This window comes from Microbulbifer sp. Q7 (assembly GCF_001639145.1).
Taxonomy (GTDB): domain Bacteria; phylum Pseudomonadota; class Gammaproteobacteria; order Pseudomonadales; family Cellvibrionaceae; genus Microbulbifer.
Genome location: NZ_LROY01000001.1, coordinates 1,131,822 through 1,147,573, shown reverse-complemented (window position 1 = coordinate 1,147,573; position 15,752 = coordinate 1,131,822). Strand labels below are relative to the sequence as shown.

14 protein-coding genes are annotated in these 15,752 nt (G+C 62.2%); 9 read left to right on the top strand and 5 right to left on the bottom strand.

Going from position 1 to position 15,752, the window contains the following annotated elements; genetic code table 11:
- Positions 1-140 precede the first annotated feature (140 nt).
- The gene (locus tag AU182_RS04610) at positions 141-1,655 is read left to right on the top strand and encodes a TolC family outer membrane protein (protein WP_082859211.1); all 1,515 of its coding nucleotides are present in this window, start codon (positions 141-143) and stop codon (positions 1,653-1,655) included.
- Positions 1,656-1,862: 207 nt separating this feature from the next.
- Positions 1,863-2,891, top strand: coding sequence for an NAD-dependent epimerase (locus tag AU182_RS04605; RefSeq protein ID WP_066961232.1), 1,029 nt, complete (start codon positions 1,863-1,865; stop codon positions 2,889-2,891).
- A gap of 90 nt (positions 2,892-2,981) precedes the next feature.
- Here AU182_RS04605 and AU182_RS04600 read toward each other — a convergent pair whose 3' ends face one another.
- Entirely contained in the window at positions 2,982-3,701 is a 720-nt protein-coding gene (locus AU182_RS04600; protein ID WP_066961229.1) for a 3-deoxy-D-manno-octulosonic acid kinase, read from the bottom strand.
- A gap of 116 nt (positions 3,702-3,817) precedes the next feature.
- Positions 3,818-4,723, bottom strand: a complete 906-nt coding sequence (locus AU182_RS04595) for a glycosyltransferase family A protein (RefSeq protein ID WP_066961226.1) — start codon at positions 4,721-4,723, stop codon at positions 3,818-3,820.
- Positions 4,724-4,914: 191 nt separating this feature from the next.
- Here AU182_RS04595 and AU182_RS04590 point away from each other — a divergent pair, with 191 nt between their 5' ends.
- Genes AU182_RS04590 through AU182_RS04580 form a run of 3 tightly spaced genes read left to right on the top strand, consistent with a single transcriptional unit; the run spans position 4,915 to position 7,421 of the window.
- Positions 4,915-5,601 carry a hypothetical protein gene (locus AU182_RS04590; protein ID WP_153039110.1) on the top strand — a complete coding sequence of 229 codons (687 nt, stop codon included), beginning with the start codon at positions 4,915-4,917 and terminating at the stop codon, positions 5,599-5,601.
- A 30-nt stretch (positions 5,602-5,631) separates the two neighbouring features.
- A complete protein-coding gene (locus AU182_RS04585; protein WP_066961220.1) occupies positions 5,632-6,510 on the top strand; it encodes a glycosyltransferase family 2 protein in 879 nt (292 codons plus the stop codon).
- Positions 6,511-6,521: 11 nt separating this feature from the next.
- Entirely contained in the window at positions 6,522-7,421 is a 900-nt protein-coding gene (locus AU182_RS04580) for a glycosyltransferase (protein ID WP_066961218.1), read from the top strand.
- Between the two features lie 88 nt (positions 7,422-7,509).
- Here AU182_RS04580 and waaA read toward each other — a convergent pair whose 3' ends face one another.
- Entirely contained in the window at positions 7,510-8,850 is a 1,341-nt protein-coding gene (gene waaA / locus AU182_RS04575; protein WP_066961214.1) for a lipid IV(A) 3-deoxy-D-manno-octulosonic acid transferase, read from the bottom strand.
- A 255-nt stretch (positions 8,851-9,105) separates the two neighbouring features.
- Between waaA and AU182_RS04570 the strand changes: the two genes are divergently transcribed.
- From AU182_RS04570 to AU182_RS04560, 3 genes are read left to right on the top strand one after another with little or no spacing between them, the layout of a single operon-like run.
- Positions 9,106-10,422, top strand: a complete 1,317-nt coding sequence (locus AU182_RS04570) for an O-antigen ligase (RefSeq protein WP_193754288.1) — start codon at positions 9,106-9,108, stop codon at positions 10,420-10,422.
- A gap of 32 nt (positions 10,423-10,454) precedes the next feature.
- Entirely contained in the window at positions 10,455-11,582 is a 1,128-nt protein-coding gene (locus tag AU182_RS04565) for a glycosyltransferase family 4 protein (RefSeq protein ID WP_066961208.1), read from the top strand.
- Positions 11,579-12,247 carry a YrbL family protein gene (locus tag AU182_RS04560; RefSeq protein WP_066961205.1) on the top strand — a complete coding sequence of 223 codons (669 nt, stop codon included), beginning with the start codon at positions 11,579-11,581 and terminating at the stop codon, positions 12,245-12,247. The genes AU182_RS04565 and AU182_RS04560 overlap by 4 nt, the downstream gene beginning before the upstream one ends.
- Before the next feature lie 56 nt (positions 12,248-12,303).
- On the opposite strand, the gene AU182_RS04555 is transcribed toward AU182_RS04560, so the two are convergent.
- Positions 12,304-13,422 (bottom strand): glycosyltransferase family 4 protein, encoded by a 1,119-nt coding sequence (locus tag AU182_RS04555; protein ID WP_153039109.1) that lies wholly within the window; start codon positions 13,420-13,422, stop codon positions 12,304-12,306.
- Between the two features lie 2 nt (positions 13,423-13,424).
- Positions 13,425-14,360, bottom strand: coding sequence for an ELM1/GtrOC1 family putative glycosyltransferase (locus AU182_RS04550; protein ID WP_082859209.1), 936 nt, complete (start codon positions 14,358-14,360; stop codon positions 13,425-13,427).
- Between the two features lie 277 nt (positions 14,361-14,637).
- Between AU182_RS04550 and AU182_RS04545 the strand changes: the two genes are divergently transcribed.
- Complete coding sequence (locus AU182_RS04545) at positions 14,638-15,663, top strand: glycosyltransferase (protein ID WP_066962161.1); 1,026 nt, start codon at positions 14,638-14,640, stop codon at positions 15,661-15,663.
- The last annotated feature ends 89 nt before the right edge of the window (positions 15,664-15,752 follow it).

The window sequence follows — 15,752 nt, the reverse complement described above, 5'->3', positions numbered from 1 at the left end:
CAAATGTGCAGACACCGATAAAAGCACAGGATGTGAAATGACAAGCGGGGTTTGCCGAAAGCCGTGGGCGTATTTTTTCCAGCTCCGCAAACGCCACCAAAAAAATTGAAGACCGCAGCTGTCACAGGAAATCGAACGCAATGACAAGAAGTGCACAAGGGCGCATCGCTCACAAGCTGGGCCGCCCGATGAAATCTCTGCTCGCCGCGACCCTATTCGGACTGGGCGCCGGACTGGGAGCAGTTCAGGCCCAGGCGGACACGCTGTGGGACATCTATATGCAATCCCTCGACAACGATCCGCAACTGGCGGCCGACCGTGCTGCTTACCGCGCGGGCCTGGAAGCGAAAAACATTGCGCGCTCCGCGCTACTGCCCCAGGTGAACGCCGGCGCCGAATACAATCGAAATAAAACCAACTTCGACCGTATCGGCACCCAGATCAATCAGAACACCGGCAACCTGGTTGTGTTCAATCAGTTTGGCAACACCGACACGGACACCACCCTGTACAGCGCGCGCCTGGACCAGGCTATTTTCGATCTCCCTGCCTGGCTGGGCTATAAACAGGGCAAAACCTTCAGTGAGCGGGCAACGGCAGAATTCAGCGCCAACCAGCAGGACATGATGCTGCGTGTCGCCAATGCCTATTTTGACGTGCTGCGCGCCCACGATGTACTGCAGGCCGCGCTTGCCGAAGAGGAAGCCCTGGCCAAGCAGCTGGAGCAAACCCAGCAGCGTTTTGAGGTGGGCCTGACCGCCATCACCGATGTCTACGACTCCCGCTCTGCCTACGACAGCGCCGTGGCGCGCAGACTCACTGCACAGGACGACCTGCTGAGCCGTTTTGATGCCCTGTCGGTGCTCACCGGCAGGGATCACGATACGGTTGCGCCGCTGCAGCCGAATTTCACCGTAGCGCCGCCAAACCCAGCCGACCGCGCCTCCTGGGTGGAATTTGCCCTGGCCAACAACTTTACCCTGAAGGCCGCGCGCCTGGCAGCGGACGCCGCACGCTACGGCGCCCGCGCAGCAGCAGCGCAGCACCTGCCGACCCTGGATGGCTCGATCTCCTACCGCAACGTCGATGAAGAAGGCGACAGCGATGCCGGGGTGCGCCTGGGCTCCATCACTGAGTCCTTTCCGACCACACCGATCGACACCCAAACCGAGACCACCATTGCGGCGATCAATTTCAATATGCCGCTCTACACCGGTGGCCGCCTCAGCGCCAGCCGCCGCGAAGCCCGCAACCTGGCGTTTGAAGCGGAGGACATCCGCAACCTGACCGAGCGCAACACCATCCAGAACACCCGTACGCTGCACCGCGCGGTTACCACGGATACCAGCCGCGTGGAGGCCCGCGAGCAGGCGGTGATTTCCGCCAAGAGCGCACTGGATGCCACCCAGGCCGGTTATGAGGTGGGTACCCGCAATATCGTCGACGTGCTGCTCGCCCAGCGCACCCTGGCACTGGCGCGCACCGATTACGCGAACGCGCTCTACGACTACATCATCAATACCCTGAACCTGAAGCTGGTGGCTGGCCTGCTGGCTCCTGACGACCTGCAACAGCTGGATGCGCGGCTGAACCCTGCCTCTCCGGTTTCCCGCGCCCACATCCTCGATAGCGGCGCCACGGGCTTCAGCAAGTAACAGGCGCGGAAATAACGCCAACCTTCGCGCAGAAAAAAAAGGCCGGCACTGCTATAGTGCCGGCCTTTTTTGTGGGCTGACTACAATTGCGGAACGATCGGGGAGATTCGATCGAAGCCCCTGGCACCATGCGACCCGTTGCGGCGGGCGCTGTCATCCACGCCCCACAGGCTTATCTCAACTGACAAAATTCATGAAGTATCTGGCATGAAGTATCTGGTTACCGGCAACGCCGGCTTTATCGGCTTCCACGTGGCAAAGGCCCTGCTGGCGCGAGGAGACTCCGTCGTTGGCATCGACAACGTCAACGACTACTACGAAACCAGCCTGAAGGAAGATCGACTGAAGGCACTGGCGCAGCATGCCAGCGCGCAGGGCGACACCGTCGAGTACGAATTTGTGCGCGCCAATATTGCCGACAAGGCGATGATCGACGACTGCTTCCAGCGCCACCGCTTCGACCGGGTCATTCACCTGGCGGCCCAGGCGGGCGTGCGCCACTCGATCGAGCACCCGGAGGCCTACGTAGAAAGTAACCTCATCGGTTTTTTCAACCTGCTGGAAGCCTGCCGCCATGCGGGCACGCCGCACCTTTCCTACGCCAGCACCAGTAGTGTCTATGGCGGCAATACCACCATGCCATTCAGCGAAGACCACGGCGCAGACCACCCGCTGCAGTTTTATGCCGCGACCAAACGCGCCAATGAGTTGATGGCCCACAGCTACAGCCACCTGTTTCAGCTGCCCACCACCGGGTTGCGCTTCTTCACCGTCTACGGCCCCTGGGGGCGCCCGGATATGGCGCTGTTCAAATTCACCCGCCTGATCCTGGAAGGCAAACCCATCCCGGTGTTCAACCACGGCCACCACAGCCGCGACTTCACCTATATCGACGATATCGTCGAGGGCGTGATCAAATCTTCCGACCAGATCGCCGCGGCAGATCCCGCATGGTCCAGCGCCGAACCCACACCGGCCACCAGCAGCGCGCCCTTCCGGGTGTTCAATATCGGCAATGGCAACCCCGCCCAGCTGTCGGCGTATATCGATGCTCTGGAGGATGCACTGGGGAAAGAGGCCATTCGCGAGATGCTGCCGATGCAGCCGGGAGACATTCCGGATACCCACGCGGATACCCGCCGGCTACAACAGGCCACGGGCTACCGGCCAGACACCAGTGTGCAGGAAGGGGTACAGAAATTTGTAGACTGGTATCGGGGCTATTATTCGGTATAGCTATTCGGTATAGCTATTCGGTTTAGCTATTCGGTTTAGCTATTCGGTCCAGGCCCGGACGGTGACTCGGTCCCGACGGTAAACCGCCGCTCACTCACCGGCGGCATACCCCTTTTCCAGAGCTTGCCAGTTGTCTTCGGAGAAGTGGAACGGCGTATAGCGGCCCCGCAATTTATCCAGGGAGCGGCGCAGGCGCGACACATTAGAGCGCGCATCCTTGGCGGACAGGGTTTTGCGGATAACCCCTTTATCGAAGTCGATCAGATAGAAATCGCCGCTGCCAGTCAGCAGGATATTGCTGGCGTTGAGGTCGGCGTGGTACACATTGTTCCGGTGAAAACGCGCAATCAACTGACCAAGCTTTTCCCAGCGCCCATTGTCCAGTGGACGCGCACATAACACTTCTGTCAGGTTTTTCGAATCGGGCACCCGCTCGGTGATCAGGGCTGCGCGGTAGGCCAAAGGCGGCACACTCACACAGCGGGCGGCAGCCGGCCGCGGCACTGGCAGGCCCAGTGCGCGCATTTGCCGCAGCATGCTGAACTCCCGCCACACACGGGTGTTTTCCACACGGCTGTAGAGATACGTCTTTTCCACCAGCCGCCCGGCAAGGCCGCCACGATGGTACTGCTTGAACACCAGCGCCACACCATTGTGCTCAAACATGACCGCCGTGCCCCGCTCTACCGTCGCGCCGCCACTGTTGGCTTCAAGCCAGTCTCGCTGAAAAAGCTTCTCGCAATCGGCGCCGACGAGCTCATCGTCATAGATGACCCGGGCAAGCCCGTTGCTGAATTGCCGATACCCCACCGGAAACCCTCTCACTACGCTGCACCAATACCTGCGAAGTCAGCGCTTGTTGTTGATCGTTATTGTTTGTGGTTAATTTTTGTTGTCGGCACAGCCACCGACCCGCTTGCCCGCCGTCAGGATCGGGAGAACAACCCCCGCAGCTTGCGCTCCAGGCGATCCAACAGTTTCAGCCAGCCGGCGCCCTGCATGGGGTCATAGGCCCAAGGCACCTTAACATGGCCGCGCGTGGTCTTCAGGCAGTCTTCAGCCACTGGCAGCCGCGCAGGCTGGGCCGATTTCAAGGCCGCAACCTCCTGCTCGGACATTAGCTGCAAAGGGTACAAGCCGCAGCGCCGCGACCACTCGCCAAAACGCAGCGCCAGCGATTTCTGCTTGCCGCGATAGGCCCGCCCATTGGGCAACCACATGGAAAACGGCGCGCGCATACGGGCCATACGGCAGAAAAGCTTCGCCGCCTTGCGGTTGTTGACCGACTCACCCACCTCAAACTGCCAATTCACCTGCCGCAGCCGGCGCGGATCGGCAATCAACAGCGCGGAAAACCAGGTGCCGGTGGAGCGTTTGCGCGGGTACCAGAACCAGAAGTCGCGCTCCGTATCAAAACGAAAATCCCGGTCTGCTTTCTTCTTCAGGGAGATGCCCCGTACAAACGCCGGAGAAATAAACCCGAGATCCGGCTGTTGCGCAAAACTCTGGCGCAGCGCCTCTATGTCTTCATCGGACAGAGGGCGAACCATCTGCGTATCGTCCTGCAGGAAACAGACCAGCTCGTCGTCCGCGGCCATCTCATAGGCGGCCTGCATATTCGCATACAGCCCACCCAGCTTGTGACCAGACTCGACCGTTTTGTCCACAACCCGGTGCCGCTGACCAATTTCCGCCAGCACCCGCCGCGTATCCGGGTCGTCACTGCCGTCGTCGATGACGGTCAGTCCGCATTGCGGTGCGCAGGCTTCAATGGACCGGATACAGTTCTCGAGAAAGGGCCCGCGGTTATAGGAGAAGACAAAGATATGCATTTCCCGGCGTCCGTAAAAATTTGGCGCAGCATACCAGAAGTTGCGCCCTGCCAATGTCTGCCAGTCCGCAGATGTGTGGGCGCCGGGTCACCATTGCCACTAACATCTTACAGGTGCAGTCACCGGTAAAAACCCCTAGAATGCGCCGTTTTTGCGCCACGGATTCGGCCAAGCGCAACCCCGAGACCAGTATGACCAAGCCATTCGTCATCACCGGCTGCGGCCGATCCGGTACCACCTACACCGCGAGACTCCTGAGTCAGCTGGGGTGTACGTGTACCCACGAGCAATTCTTTACCGGCAGCAAACCGTCTTTGGTCCACACTCTGCTGGCGCGCGGTGGCTTGCGCAAACTGGGATGGCAACCGCCCGTCATTGGTGAGGCCGCATGGGAAGCCGCGCCCTGGCTACCGCAGCTTGCGGACGACACACTGGTGTTTCACCAGGTCCGCGATCCGCTGGAGTTCATTCGCTCCAGGCAGAAAAAAGGCTGGGTGCACGGCCGCTTCCGCAGCCGTCACCTCCCGCACATCCCGAAGATGAACAAAGCGCAATTTGCCGCGCTGCCTCTGGAGCAACAGGCCAGCTGGCTGGCCCGCTTCTGGATCGACTGGAATGCACTGGTAGAATCCCGCTCACACGGCAAGGAGTATCTCCGCTACCGGATCGAAGACTTCGACCTGCCGCTACTGCTGCGCATTCTCAACAAGATTGAGTTCGCCCATAGCGAGGCGAGCGTTGAACAAACCTTCAATGCACTGCCGCGGAACGTCAACACCCGTGGTCAGAAACGGGAAGATATCACCCTGGATCTGCTGCCTGGCACACTGCGCGACGAACTGACCCAGGCCGCCGGCCACTACGGCTATTCACTCTGATATCGTTAGATTGCACTGGAATTACCTGCCATGAAGATCTCCGTGATCATGACCACCTACAACTCTCCAGTCTGGCTGGAAAAAGTGTTGTGGGGGTATAGCTGCCAGAGCGAACCGCCACTGGAGGTCATCGTGGCGGATGACGGTTCCAGCGCGGAAACCGGCGAACTGGTGGCGCGTATGCGCGCCGAAACCGGACTGGACATCCGCCACATCTGGCAAAAAGACGACGGGTTCCGCAAATGCCGGATTCTCAATAAAGCGATCCTGCAAGCCCGCGGCGACTACATCGTGTTCACCGATGGCGACTGCATTCCCCGTGCCGATTTTCTCGCCGTGCACAAACGCCGCGCGGCACCCGGGTACTTCCTGTCCGGCAGCTACTTCAAACTGCCCATGAGCACCAGCGAATCAATCACTCGCGAAGACATCCTGTCCGGGCGCTGCTTTGACTACGGCTGGCTCAAGGCCAACGGCCTGAAGACCCGCCGCAAGACCCTGAAGCTGCGTGCCAGTGAACGCTGGGCACCCCTACTGAACCGGCTCACCCCCACCGCCTGCAATCTGAAAGGCTCCAACGCCTCCGCCTGGAAAGCCGATATCCTCAGGGTAAATGGCTTTGATGAGCGCATGGCCTGGGGCGGGCTCGATCGCGAATTTGGCGTGCGCCTGGAAAACGCCGGGGTCAAGCCACGCCACGTGCGCTTCGATGCCATCTGTATCCATCTGGATCATCCGCGCGGCTACGCCGACCCGCAAATTGTCGCCCGCAACAAAGCCCTGCGTGTGCGCGTTGCCAAGGAAGGTATCGTGGAAACCCCGCATGGCATACGCCAACTGGTTGAAAGTGGCTACGCCCCGAGCGAGCCGGATAGCAACCGGCCGATCACCCCCGACGCCCCTGTATAAGAGTCTCACCAATGAACGCCACCTCTCCAACGAAACACTGGTCGGACCCGATTGTCAGCCGTTTTCTGCGCCTGGCCGCCAGCGGCTGGGTGCCTGCCTCCCTGTTCCAGAAGCCCCTGCCCACGGAGAGCGAGCGTGCAGCGCGCACCGGCGTGCTGGATATCGAAGTGGTCAGCCACTGCTGGCAGTACTCCCACTTTCTGATCTACCAGCTGAGCTCGCTGGTGCTCTACCCGCCCACCAAGGCCACGGTCACCATGACCGTGTACTACAACAGTGAAGATACCCGCACCGCGGCGGTACTGGACTTTTTCGGCCGGCAGCAGGTGCCGGGGGTGACCTGGAACTGGCGCGAGCTACCCAAGGAATCCCTGTACCGCCGCGCCATTGGGCGCAACGAGGCCGCCCTGGCCACCAAGGCCGACTGGATCTGGTTTACCGACTGCGACCTGATGTTCCGCGAGCACTGTATCGACCGGCTGGCTGAGCTGCTGCAGGGCCGTCGCGACAGCCTGGTGTTCCCGTCCCGCGAGCGCATCACCTCGCTGCTCGCCGACGACGATCCCATGCTGAATTTTGACCCGGCAGAGCTGCGCGTTATCGAGATCGATGACACCCGCTTTGTGGAGCAGACCCGCGACCGCGCCACCGGGCCGCTGCAGATTGCCCACGGCGACGTCGCCCGCGCCGGCGGCTACTGCGATTGCCTGAGTTACTATCAGAAGCCCGCCGAACGCTGGTGCAAGGCCCACGAGGACCGGGCTTTCCGCTGGCTGCTGGGCACCCAGGGCGTGCCGCTGGATATTCCTGGGGTGTATCGCATACGCCATGTGAGCAAAGGCCGCTACACCGGCAGCAAGCTCAACACGCAGATTCGCAGCAGCGTGCGCAAGGCAACCGACAAGCACTGAGCGCCCGCACAAGTAGCCACAACAACAAAAAGGCCGACCGCTTTCGCGACCGGCCTTTTTCTGTTCAGGGCCTGGGTTTCAAAGCTCGTCACAAGGTCCGCATCAGCATTTCCACCTCGTCCACCGTACGCGCCAGGGCACCACTATTCTGGGCGGCCACCTCTCGCCCGCGGGCACCGGCAACCTCGCGCTTGTGCGCATCGCGCAGCCAGTCACCCACCTGCGCCGCCAGTTGCGGCGCATCGTCACACACTACCAGGCCGCCGGCCTCTTCCATCAGGTGCGCGACGGTACTGAAGTTGTGCAGATGGGGGCCCGATACCACCGGCACCCCCCAAGCCGCCGGCTCGATCATGTTGTGCCCACCCACCGGCACCAGGCTGCCGCCTACAAACGCCACGTCACAGGCGCCATAAAATCGCAGCAGCTCGCCCATGGTATCGCCCAGCAATACCTGATCTCTGGCACCCGGGGGAATCCCGTCACTGCGCCGCACTACTCGCAACCCCTGGTCGCGGCACAGGCGCGCCACACTGTCGAAACGCACCGGGTGGCGCGGCACCAGTACCAGCAGCAGACTGGGAAACTCCTCCTGCAGCGCCGCATAGGCCTGCAGTACTATTTCGTCTTCGCCACCGTGGGTACTTGCCGCCAGCCACACGGGCCGCCGTTCGGCGCCCCGCCATTGGTGGGCCAGCGCCTGCGCCTCGCTGATCTGTCCCGAACCGATATGCAGGTCAAACTTGATATTGCCTACCGCCACCACCTTGTCCGCGGGCACACCCAGCTGGATAAAGCGCTCGGCATCCGCCGGGTACTGGGCGACCACCCGGGAGAGATGACTCAGCATCTCGCGGCTCAGGCGCGAAAAACGTCCATAGCCGCGGGCCGACTTCGCGCTCAGGCGCCCGTTCACCAGAATGACCGGCGTGTTTCGCCGTTCGCAAATGGCCAGCAGGTTGGGCCACAACTCCGTCTCCATACTCACCAGAATACTGGGGCGCAGCGCCCCGAGGAACGGCGACAGGCACTCGGGCAGGTCAAACGGCAGGTAGTAATGCAGCAGGCGCCCGTTAAGAATGGGCTCGAGCGCGTCGTGCACCCGCTGGGAACCGGTGGGTGTGGTGGTGGTTACCAACCACTGCCAGCCCGGATGGCGGGCCGCCAGGACCTCGATCAGCGGCACCGCCGCCAGGGTTTCCCCTACGGACACGGAATGGATCCAGATCAGCGGCGCCCGGCTGGCACGGTCTGGCACCACACCGAAGCGCTCACGCCAGCGCCGGCGGGCCCCCGGACGATTGGGCACCAGCCCAAAGCGCTCACTCCAGCGCTTGCGGTAGGCCGGATCGGCGCGGCCACGCCACCACAGATGCAACAGCATCAGCGGCAGGGTAAGCCGGAAAAACCAGGTATAAAAATGGCGCATCAAAGTTACAGCAGGAGCCCATACACATTGTCAGAGTGGGGACAAATTCCGTGGACATGCCCCCCGTGTTTGGTAGCATTCTAACCCATCTGCGCGCCACTCTGGTGCGATCCAATTCCCGCAGTGTCAAACTCTGCTGTAGCCGAGCCAATCTTCCCAATGACCACACCGCCGATGAACCCTGCCGGGCAAGCCGCCCCAGTCAGCACCGTTTCGAGCAGACTCGACCCGCAGTATTGGTGGCAGCCCAATCGCTTGCTGCAGTCGCGCGCCTGGCTGCCGCTGATCGGCGTGCCCGCGCTGTTGATCTACGGTTTTTTCGGCATCAGCCTGGATTCCCTGCCGGAAAAAGCCGGGCGACTGGCGATGCTGTGTGGCCTGCTGATGCTGGCAATTTACGGGCGCCCACAACATGGGGTCTCCTTGCGGCGCTCCGGCATTTTGTGGCTCGCCATCGCCGCCATTGTTGTCGCTCTCATATCCTGGGCGTGCTCCTGGTTGACCCACCCGCAGTGGGCGGAGTCTTCGCTCAAGGTGCACCGGCTAACCAACTGGTTCGCGATGATTCCGGTGGCCATCCTGCTGGGCGGCAGCGCAAGAAATGCCGGTGCGCTGTGGTTTGCCGCACTCTGTGGCCTGCTGCTCTCGCCGTGGATTTCCGGTGGCGGCTGGCAGGAGTGGCAGCAGGGGCTGACCGGTGCACGTATCGACTTTGGGCTGCACAATGCACAGCACACCGCCATGCTGTTCGGCACCGCCGCATTGGGGCTGCTGGCCTTTGCCGCAGATATTTTGCGCAGTCGGCGGGGGGGCTGGGTAGTGCGTGCGGTCTGGCTGCTGGCGTTGACCACCTGTATTGCCGCCCTGCTACTGACACAAACACGGGGCGTTTGGGCCGGCATGCTGTTCGCACTGCTGGTGATTGTCTGCGCCGGTGTTGTCGTGCTGCACAAGCATTTCCAGAACCTTCGCCGCTACATACTATCAGCCACCATCGCAGTCTGCGGTGCGGCCACTCTGGTGGGCTACCTGAGTCTTGGCGACATTGTCGGCCAGCGTCTGGAGGCCGAGCAGGACACCATGCTCCAGGTACAGCAGGGGAACTTCGACGACCTCCCGCTGACCAGTACAGGTATTCGTCTCCGCACCTGGGCCGAGGCGCTGGACTGGATTGCCGAGCGCCCGCTGGTGGGTTGGGGCGGCAATGGACGCAGCCTCATTTTCGACCACTCCGAACACCTGCCTGCGGCGATCAAAGAAAATTTTGGCCACCTGCACAACAGTTATCTGGATCTGCTGGTGAACTTTGGCCTGCTGGGGCTGCTGCTACTCGGCGCACTGGTGTATTGGCTGGTCAGCCGCTGCCTGCGTTACTACCGGGCCGGTCTGATCTCCGGCAGCACCCTGACTTTCTGCCTTTCATTTACGGTGTTTTTTGCCATCATCAACCTGTTCGAATCCTACCTGTTTTACACCAGTGGCCGCTTTGTGCTCGCCCTGGTCGGTGGCGGGCTGCTAACCCAGATCTGGGCGGCAAAGCGCCGGCAGGCCGCCGCAAACGATCCGCGCTAGCGGCTGGGAATCGCGTAGGGGAGCGCTTTGCCTTGAAGGTTATTCAATTATTACCGGCACTGAATGCCGGCGGCGTCGAACGCGGCACCCTCGACATGGCCCGTGCGCTGGTGCAACAGGGCCACGAATCCATTGTTATTTCCAGCGGCGGCCGGCTGGTAGAGCAACTGGAAATGGAGGGCAGCCGACACATCACGCTGCCCATTCACAAAAAATCCCTGTCCAGCCTGTTGCAGGTGCGCCCCCTGCGCCAACGGATCCGCGCGCTGCAGCCGGATATCCTGCACGTCCGCTCCCGCGTGCCGGCGTGGATCACCTATCTGGCCTGGAACAAGCTCGACCCGGCCACGCGCCCCCGTCTGGTGAGCACCGCGCACGGCCTGTATTCGGTCAATCGCTATAGCGCGATCATGGCGCGCACCGAGCAGGTCATTGCCATTTCCGACTGCGTGAAGGACTACCTGCTCACTAACTACCCGCAGGATCTGTGCGCAGCGCCTGAGGTCATTTTCCGTGGGGTGGATACCCGCGAGTTTTCCCCGCAGGTTCCGGCCCCCGCAGGCTGGCTCGAAAACACCCTGGGGGAGTTTCCCGAATTGCGCGACCGCCGCTGGCTACTGCTGCCGGCGCGCCTGAGCCGCTGGAAAGGCCAGGAAGCGTTTATTGCCCTGATCGCGGAGCTGTCCCGGCAGGGAGAGGACGTTCAGGGAATCATTCTGGGCGAAGCGGAAAAAAACAAACAGCACTATGCCGAGGAGTTGCACGCGCTGGTGGCAAAGCACGGCATTGCCGGCAGGATCACCTTTACCGGCCACCGCAGCGATATCCGGGAGTGGTACCGGCACGCCGCGCTGGTGTACAACCTGTCGCAAAAGCCGGAGCCCTTCGGCCGCACGGTGATTGAAGCGCTGGCCATGCAGGTGCCGGTCATTGGTTATAACGTGGGCGGCCCGGCGGAATCCCTGCGTGCGGGCTTCCCACAGGGCTTGATTGAAAACGGCGACCGCCAGCAGCTGGTGAGTAAAACACGGGAGCTGCTGCACACTCCAGCCACGCCGCACCTGCCCGCAGCGTTTACCCTGCAGTACCAGGCACATCAGACCCTGGCACTCTACCAGCGCCTGATTGCGCGGAAACAGAACTCGGGAACGGCCGTTTGATTGATCTCAGCAACAGCACACCGTTTGCCTCGGGCGGCAACCGCCACTGCTACCACCATCCTCACTTTGCCGATCGCTGTGTCAAAGTCATGCGGCCCGGCCGCGTCGCGGAGCTTCGCCAGCGTGCGCCCTGGTACAAAGCCCTGGCCCGCGACAGCCAGTTCGACGATAACGCGCGGGAGCTGGCGGGCTACCAGCAGCGGGTTGTACGCAATGCGCCCGCAGACAGCCCGGTATGGGCCCATCTTCCCCGCTGGTACGGCATGACCGACACCAGCGCCGGACCGGGTGCAGTGTCGGAACTGCTGCTGGACGAACAGGGCACACCGGCGATGACGCTGGAAACCCATCTCACCCATTTCGGGCTGGACACCCCTATTCAGGGCGCGCTCGATCGCTTCTCGCAATGGCTGCGCGCCACCGGTGTGCTGAGCAAAAACCTGCTGCCGCACAATCTGGTGGTGGTGACTCGTAAAGGGCAAGCGGAACTCTATCTGGTAGATGGCCTCGGTAGCGCCGCGTTTCTGCCTCTACCGGAATATATTTCGGTATCGCGGAAACGCTATATCGAGCGGCGTATCGAGAAAATGTGGAAACGCATTCACTGGGAAATTTCCGATCGCAGTATTCCCTGGAAAAAAGCCGAGCGGCTCAAGGGAAACTGATCCCGGGCGGCCTTGCACCGTCCGTCATTACAAAGAACACGATGAGTAGAATAGGCTCAGGCCGAAGGCGCCAGCGCCGACAAAAATGCCTGTACCGCAGTCTTCCACTGGGCCGGTCCGCGCGCGAGTTCCGCTGCACGAGTGCCCATTTCCCGGCGCCCGGACTCGTCCCCCAGCAACTTCAGGATTGCCGCAGTGACGTCCTCCGGGTCCGCGCCATTGCACAGGGCGCCGTTACTCCCCTCAGTCACCGCGTCCACCGCGCCACCATCGCGCCCCGCCAACACCGGCACCCCATACCAGTTGGCCTCCCGATAGACGATGCCGAAACCTTCCACCGAACTGCCCTCGCGCCGCACCGGCATCACAAACAGGTCGCTGCGGTCGTACAGCGCCGCTTTTTGCGCATCATCCACCATCCCCAGAAAATGCACACAGTCCAGCACTCCCTGTTCGCGGGCCAGGTGTTCCAGGCGGGTGCGATCCTCGCCGCCACCGGCAACCAGATAAGTGACACCCGGGTAGGCCTGGCGGATCGCCGGCAGTGCGCGGATCACCATGTCCACGCCCTTGCGCGGTTCCAGGCGGGCCACCGTGGTGAGCACGGGAGACGCGTCCCCTACCCGGGCGCGTAGCTCAGCCTGCATTGTTTCCAGCACCGGAGGTTGTGGTCCGATGGGTGGGTTGATCACTATCAGCCGGGTTTTGCCCTGCAGATAGGGCGCAACCTGATCGGCGGTGTATGAGGAGTTGGCAATCACCGTATCGGCACACCGCAGCGCATTGCGGATTCGCGCGGCCTTGCGCGCGGATGGACGGGCCGGGAATTCCATGCCATGGGCGAGCACCGCCAACGGCACAGGCAACCCACCCAGCTTTTCCGCGCTTTTCCACGAATCCGCATACACCCCGGTAATAGCTGGAGCCGTGCTCCCCGACGCCTCGCCAGCCTGAATGGCCGTGCGTATTGCCGCCGCCTTGCGCCAGCGCCGCCAGGGCTTCCAGCCGGCAAAGCGGCGGACGTCATAACCGCAGGGACGAGGCTGCTCGTGCGTGCGCGCCTGATCCGCAAATACCGTTACGGGCTGGCCTGCGGCACACAGCGTATCCGCAAGGCCACCCATCAGCCCCTCGATACCACCGCGGTCCGGGGGAAAACATTGTGTGGCAATCAAAATCACTGCGCTGCCCCCGGCAAGGCGACCTGTGGTGCGGCCCACCCGCTGCGCCGCAGCAGCGCCTGCGCACACAGGACTTCCTGCGCCAGTGGCGCGCGCGGTTCGGGGTAGTGCGGCACCGCGCCGGGCACCTCTTCTGCAACATGGTCCGTCACCAGCCCCTCGTCCAGCAGCCGATCCACCGCCGAGCGGATCTTGTTGCGCGGATTACGGCTCGGCATGGGAATCACGCCCACCGGTGCCCGGCTTTGCAGCGCTTCAAAGATCATCGACACGCTGTCACCGGTCACCCAGATTTCCCCAGCGCGCGCCATCTGCTCTGCCAGCCAGCCCTCGGAGCACGCCTGCCAAGCATGCAGCTCGACGCCATTGCCGGCACACTGTGCCAGAGTATCCGGGGGCGTGCGGCGGCTGTCCGATACGATCCAGCGACGGGACCGCAGCAGTAGCTTGCTGGCCACGGCGGACACCTTCGCCGCATCCCAGTGAAAATGCTTGCTGGGCCCGCCGAGCAACAGCAGGGCGCGATCGGGCTCGGGGGGAAGGTCGGGAAGCGGCTCCGCCAGGGCGCCGCGTGTGAGAATCACGTTTTGCAGCGGTGGCGGCCGATCGTGTTCGGGAATAACCGCAAAGTCGAACCATGCCAGGGGCAGGGAGGGCTGCAGGATCACCACGCTGCGGCCGCCGAACAGGCTGCGTGCCCGCACCACCGGCCAATGGGTACGGTGGCCAGCGCCCAGAATGAAATCGGGTACCGGCAGCTGCGCCAGTGAGGGCGGGGCCTTGCGCCACAGCGGCAAGCGCACCTCGTCGCAGTTCAGGTCACAGCACACCAGCTGGTCCGCACCGAGTACTGCGCGCAGTCCACTCACCAGCGCCGCGCTCTGCTTCTCATGGGCGCGGTTGCCATCCATAAATCGCCAGATTGTCAGCAATGCGCCTGCCTCATACTGCCATCCCGTGCTCACCGGTAGAAAGCCGCATGCTACCGCAGCCGCCATATGGAATGAAGAGAGCGCGCCCTGAGACGCAGCCCCGGCCCGGCCAAACTGGGATCTGGCGCAATTGAACCGCAAGGGCCGGGCAGTATAATGCCCGGCACCGAGAAGCCATGTGACAAACCACGTGACAGACCATGTGGCAAACGATGTGGCAAACTATGCCGCAAACGATTCCATAAACGATGCCGCGACCGCTGGTGCCACCTCCCCTATGCGTATTCTTCACGTCGATAATCACCAGCACCGCAAGTACGGCTACATCCGGGTCAGCTGGGCGCTCAAGCTCTACACGGGCCTGATCCGTGCCGGCCACAATGTGCTGGCCTTCAGCGATCGCGACGTGGCCCGCTTCGAAGCCCCACTGGGTATCCGCGAACTGGGCAAAAAGAAGACCAATCGCCGGCTGCTGCAGACAGTGGATGCGTTTCAGCCGGAGCTGATCGTGTTCGGCCACTGCGACCTGATTGAAAACGACACCTTTGCCGAAATCCGCCGCCGGCATCCGAATATCCTGCTCGCGGCCTGCAATAACGATCCGCTATTCGTACCCCGCAATGCAGCGAACATCGAAAAGCGCTGCGCTATTGCCGACGCCATGTTCGTATCCACCGGCCCCAGCGAACTCCAACGATTTGCCGGCAACCGCGCCCGGCTTTGGCACATGCCGAACCCGGTGGACCCCAGCGTGGAACACGCCGATGTGAGCGCGATCGCCGGCGATGACCCGGCACTGGAGGCCGACCTGCTATTCTGCAGCAACTCCCGCCAGCATACCGAGCGCGGGCAGCTGGTCTCCCAGCTGCGCGAGCACTTGCCGCAAGACTTCCGCTTTCACACCCCCGGGCTCTTCGACCAGCCCACTCTGTGGGGGCTGGATTACGAAGGCAAGCTGGCGCGCAGTAAAATGGGCCTGAACCTGAACCGGCAGGAGGGCTTCCAGTGGTATTCTTCCGCCCGTATTGCGCAGCTGGCAGGCAATGGCCTGCTGGTCTTCACCCATGCGGCGGCGGGGTTTGACGATATCTTCCCGCCGGAGAGCCTGGCTTACTTCGATAGCGAAGACACACTGCAGCGCCAGTTGCTGGTATTTCACCAGGACGACGCCAGGCGTCGCCATTGGGCCGCAAATTGCAGAGCCTTCTTTCACCGGGAAATGAACAACACGCTGTTTGCCCAGTACATTGTGGAAGCGACAACGGATTCGAAATTCAGCCACGACTATGTCTGGATGCGGTGATCAAGCGACACATCACATCCACCTGACGGTGCTGCAGACTAATTGACGTCCCCCGTGTGCTGAACCCGCCTGACGAGGTATCGGGCACG

Coding starts and splice junctions, on each gene's coding strand:
- AU182_RS04545 (WP_066962161.1), top strand. CDS start 14,638: ATGCGTATTCTTCACGTCGATAATCACCAGCACCGCAAGTACGGCTAC.
- AU182_RS04580 (WP_066961218.1), top strand. CDS start 6,522: ATGAACGCCACCTCTCCAACGAAACACTGGTCGGACCCGATTGTCAGC.
- AU182_RS04605 (WP_066961232.1), top strand. CDS start 1,863: ATGAAGTATCTGGTTACCGGCAACGCCGGCTTTATCGGCTTCCACGTG.
- AU182_RS04590 (WP_153039110.1), top strand. CDS start 4,915: ATGACCAAGCCATTCGTCATCACCGGCTGCGGCCGATCCGGTACCACC.
- AU182_RS04595 (WP_066961226.1), bottom strand. CDS start 4,723: ATGCATATCTTTGTCTTCTCCTATAACCGCGGGCCCTTTCTCGAGAAC.
- AU182_RS04610 (WP_082859211.1), top strand. CDS start 141: ATGACAAGAAGTGCACAAGGGCGCATCGCTCACAAGCTGGGCCGCCCG.
- AU182_RS04585 (WP_066961220.1), top strand. CDS start 5,632: ATGAAGATCTCCGTGATCATGACCACCTACAACTCTCCAGTCTGGCTG.
- waaA (WP_066961214.1), bottom strand. CDS start 8,850: ATGCGCCATTTTTATACCTGGTTTTTCCGGCTTACCCTGCCGCTGATG.